Origin of the sequence: Mesorhizobium sp. M7A.F.Ca.ET.027.03.2.1 (assembly GCF_003999175.1) — a bacterium.
GTDB lineage: Bacteria > Pseudomonadota > Alphaproteobacteria > Rhizobiales > Rhizobiaceae > Mesorhizobium.
Genome location: NZ_RZOM01000748.1, coordinates 1 through 3128, shown reverse-complemented (window position 1 = coordinate 3128; position 3128 = coordinate 1). Strand labels below are relative to the sequence as shown.

3 protein-coding genes are annotated in these 3128 nt (G+C 60.5%); 2 read left to right on the top strand and 1 reads right to left on the bottom strand.

The window, feature by feature from the left end:
• Positions 1 to 282: 282 nt before the first annotated feature.
• The gene (locus tag EN750_RS26130) at positions 283 to 912 is read right to left on the bottom strand and encodes a histidine phosphotransferase family protein (protein WP_024504504.1); all 630 of its coding nucleotides are present in this window, start codon (positions 910 to 912) and stop codon (positions 283 to 285) included.
• 391 nt (positions 913 to 1303) lie between these two features.
• Between EN750_RS26130 and EN750_RS26125 the strand changes: the two genes are divergently transcribed.
• Both EN750_RS26125 and EN750_RS26120 read left to right on the top strand, forming a co-directional pair.
• Positions 1304 to 1840 (top strand): EipA family protein, encoded by a 537-nt coding sequence (locus tag EN750_RS26125; RefSeq protein ID WP_236382921.1) that lies wholly within the window; start codon positions 1304 to 1306, stop codon positions 1838 to 1840.
• Positions 1841 to 2030: 190 nt separating this feature from the next.
• A partial coding sequence (locus EN750_RS26120) for a hypothetical protein (RefSeq protein ID WP_127398297.1) occupies positions 2031 to 3128 on the top strand: 1098 nt, incomplete at its 3' end.

The window sequence follows — 3128 nt, the reverse complement described above, 5'->3', positions numbered from 1 at the left end:
TCCTGATGACGCTTGAATCGTCGACGAACATGCAGCGTTTCATTTCCGGGTCCTCTTTGCCTTCTGGCAGTCCGGTAGCGTCGGGGGCATCAAGGACGCACCATAGGCCAATCTGGTAAAGAAGCCGAAAAGGCGTTAGGTAAAATTTTTACAAAGATAGGCAGGTGCCTACTTTTATTCGCGAATGCTTTGGCGCTGCCTGGACGACCAGACACATCTCAAGTCGATGAGCTGGAATTACAGATTTCAATGTAGAAATACTTCGCGCTATCGGCTGCGCAATCAGGCCGCCGAAAGCACGATTTCTTCCGGCGTCGCGTGGATCGATATCGTCATGCCGGCTTCGCGCGCCAGAAGCAGCGTGTAGTAGGGCTGCACGGAATGCGCGTCGATCGGCTCCTCCGGCTTGTGGCCGGAATGCAGTTCGAGAAATTTCGGCGGCACACGCAGCATCGGGCCAGCCGACGCAAGCGCGAAACGCGGTTCGGTCTCGAGGTTTTCCAGCGTCACGGAAAGCTTGCCGCCGCGCGGAATGGCGGCATTGGCGACGAGGATCAGGTTGAGCAGCAGCTTGACCTTGTTCTTGGGCAGCAACGCGCGGGGCCCGTTCCAGGTCAGTTCCGGCTTTTCGTTCTTGAGGAAGGCGATGGCGACCGCTTCGGCATCGCCGGTATCGATCAACATGCCGGCCGAGCCGGCGGCACCGAAGGCGATGCGGGCGAACTGCAGGCGGGCCGAAGCGTTGCGGGCGCTCTGGCGGATCAGCTTCATGGCGTCTTCGTCGGCGCCGCCTTCATCAAGCAATTCGAGCCCGTTGTTGATCGCGCCGACCGGCGAGATGATATCGTGGCAGACCCGGCTGCACAAAAGCGCTGCCAGATCGGGTGCGGAAAGGGTGAACAGATCGGCCATCGGCGAAAAATCCCTGCAAAATCTCACAACTCATGGCCGGGCGATCGATCGTCGCCTGCCACACGAATCACACACTCTCTCCTCGGGCTTTCTGAATACACAGCGCCCGTGCGTGCAGCAACAAATCCAAATTGTGGTTGTGGCAAATGGCGTGTTCACGCAGGCTGCCGGCCCCACTTGAGCGACCCCAAACAGCCTTCGAACCGCCATGTTCATGTGGGAGCTTAATGGTTGAAAAAGGATTACGGCATAGTTTGCCCCTAACAGTTACCCTTAACGGCCGGCTAAAAGAGCCGTACGGGGTGCGAGGCGTCGGCGAAGGTGCTCCCTGACGGAGATTGGAAGCATGTTTTCCCGATACTACGACCGGAGCTTTCTCCGTGTCTTCTCAATGGCGGTCACGCTCCTGGGCGTTCTCGTCTTCTCGACTTCAGCCCTGCGGGCCCAGGAATACACCGCTCAGGAGATTGTCGATTCCGGTCACAAGTTCTTCGGCGCGACATCGGGCGGGCTCGCCACGGTCGTCGAGAAGATTTTTGCTTCCTACGGCCTGCCCAACGGCTATCTGCTGGGCGAAGAGGGCTCGGGCGCGCTGATCGGTGGCCTGACCTATGGCGAAGGCACGCTCTACACCAAGAATGCCGGCGATCACAAAGTGTTCTGGCAAGGCCCATCGCTCGGCTGGGATTTCGGCGGCGAGGGGTCGCGGGTGATGATGCTGGTCTACAATCTCGACGATGTGGGCAGCCTCTACAACCGCTATGGCGGCGTCGCCGGTTCGGCCTATGTGGTGGCTGGTGTCGGCTTCAACGTGCTGAAGAACAACAATGTGGTTTTGGTGCCGATCCGCACCGGTGTCGGTGCCCGGCTTGGCGTCAATCTCGGCTATCTGAAGCTTACCGAGCGCGCCACCTGGAATCCGTTCTAAGCTGAAGTCCTTGGCTGTCGTTGCCCAAAACCGGGACCGCTTTTGGGTCGACATGCATTAAACTCGTGGCGTTGCGGCAAACCCTTGCCGCAACGCTGGATTTCCGCCATGTCAACGTGGCACAGTCAAAGCGCTCTATGCGCTTTTGGTTTATCTGGTTTGATGCTTACCGGCCACAACGGGTAGTCACTTGGTCCAGTCGGTCCTGTTCTTCGTCCTCGGCTTTCTCTGTGCTGGCTTTCTGGCGCTCATGGTGGCTCCGGCCATCTGGCGTCGTGCGGTCACGCTTACACGCAGACGCGTCGAATCCTCGATCCCTCTGACGCAAACCGAAATCCAGGCGGACAAGGATCGCATCCGCGCCGAATACGCCATGACGACGCGCCGCCTGGAAATCAGCGTCAAGGCGTTGCGAGAGAAGGCGGCCGAACAACTCGTCGAGATCAATCGCGGTCGCGAGGCCATGAAGGGCCTGGCGGTCGAGCGGACGGACAAGAACCAGGCGCTGACCGATCTGGGCGCGAAGAACGAAGCGCTGCGTCAACGAGAGGGCGAGTTGCAGCAGCTTTCGGAGCGGCTGAAGGAAACCGAGCGCAAGCTGGAAAAGCGTGCACTTGAGCTGCAAAAGCTGGAGCGCATGTATGACGACGCCAGTTTTTCCTCGAGCAGCCGGCAGATCGAACTCGTGGCGCGAGAGTCCGAAATGCAGAAGCTCGCCAGTGACATTGCGATGCTGCGCGGCCAGCGCAAGGAAGCCGACAGGCGCGGCCAGGAAATCGCGGCCGAAAGCAAGGCCGCGCGGGAGGCCCTGAAAGCCGAGAAGAAAAGGACCGCCGAACTCGACAAGAAGGTCGAGCGGCTGCTGGCCACACTTGCCGATCGCGAAGACAAACTCGACCGCCGCGAAAAGGAACTGGCACGCATGCGCGAAAGATCGAAATCCGAAGACAGCGCGCCAGCCTTGCGCCTGGTCGGCAAGGGCGGCGATGTCGCCAAGAGCGATGACTTGGACAAGGCAATCGCCAAGCTCGACAGTGACCGTGAGCAGCTCGAGGCGAGGCTGACGGCGCTGGCGCGCGAGAACAAGCGGCTGAAGGCCGACCTCACCGCACTGGCCGCGTCCAAGGCCACGGACAGCAGCTCCGCCTTGCGCGAGCAGATGAACGCGCTGGCGGCGGAGGTCGTCCATCTGACGGCGAAGCTCGAGGGGCCTGGTTCGCCGATCGCCAAGGCATTGGCGGTACCGTCGGGCGCCCGCTCCGGCAACGGTGACCGCAGTCTTGCCGAC

Bases quoted from the DNA above. Each gene is read 5' to 3' on its own strand.
- EN750_RS26125 (WP_236382921.1), top strand. From the start codon at position 1,304: ATGGCGGTCACGCTCCTGGGCGTTCTCGTCTTCTCGACTTCAGCCCTG.
- EN750_RS26130 (WP_024504504.1), bottom strand. From the start codon at position 912: ATGGCCGATCTGTTCACCCTTTCCGCACCCGATCTGGCAGCGCTTTTG.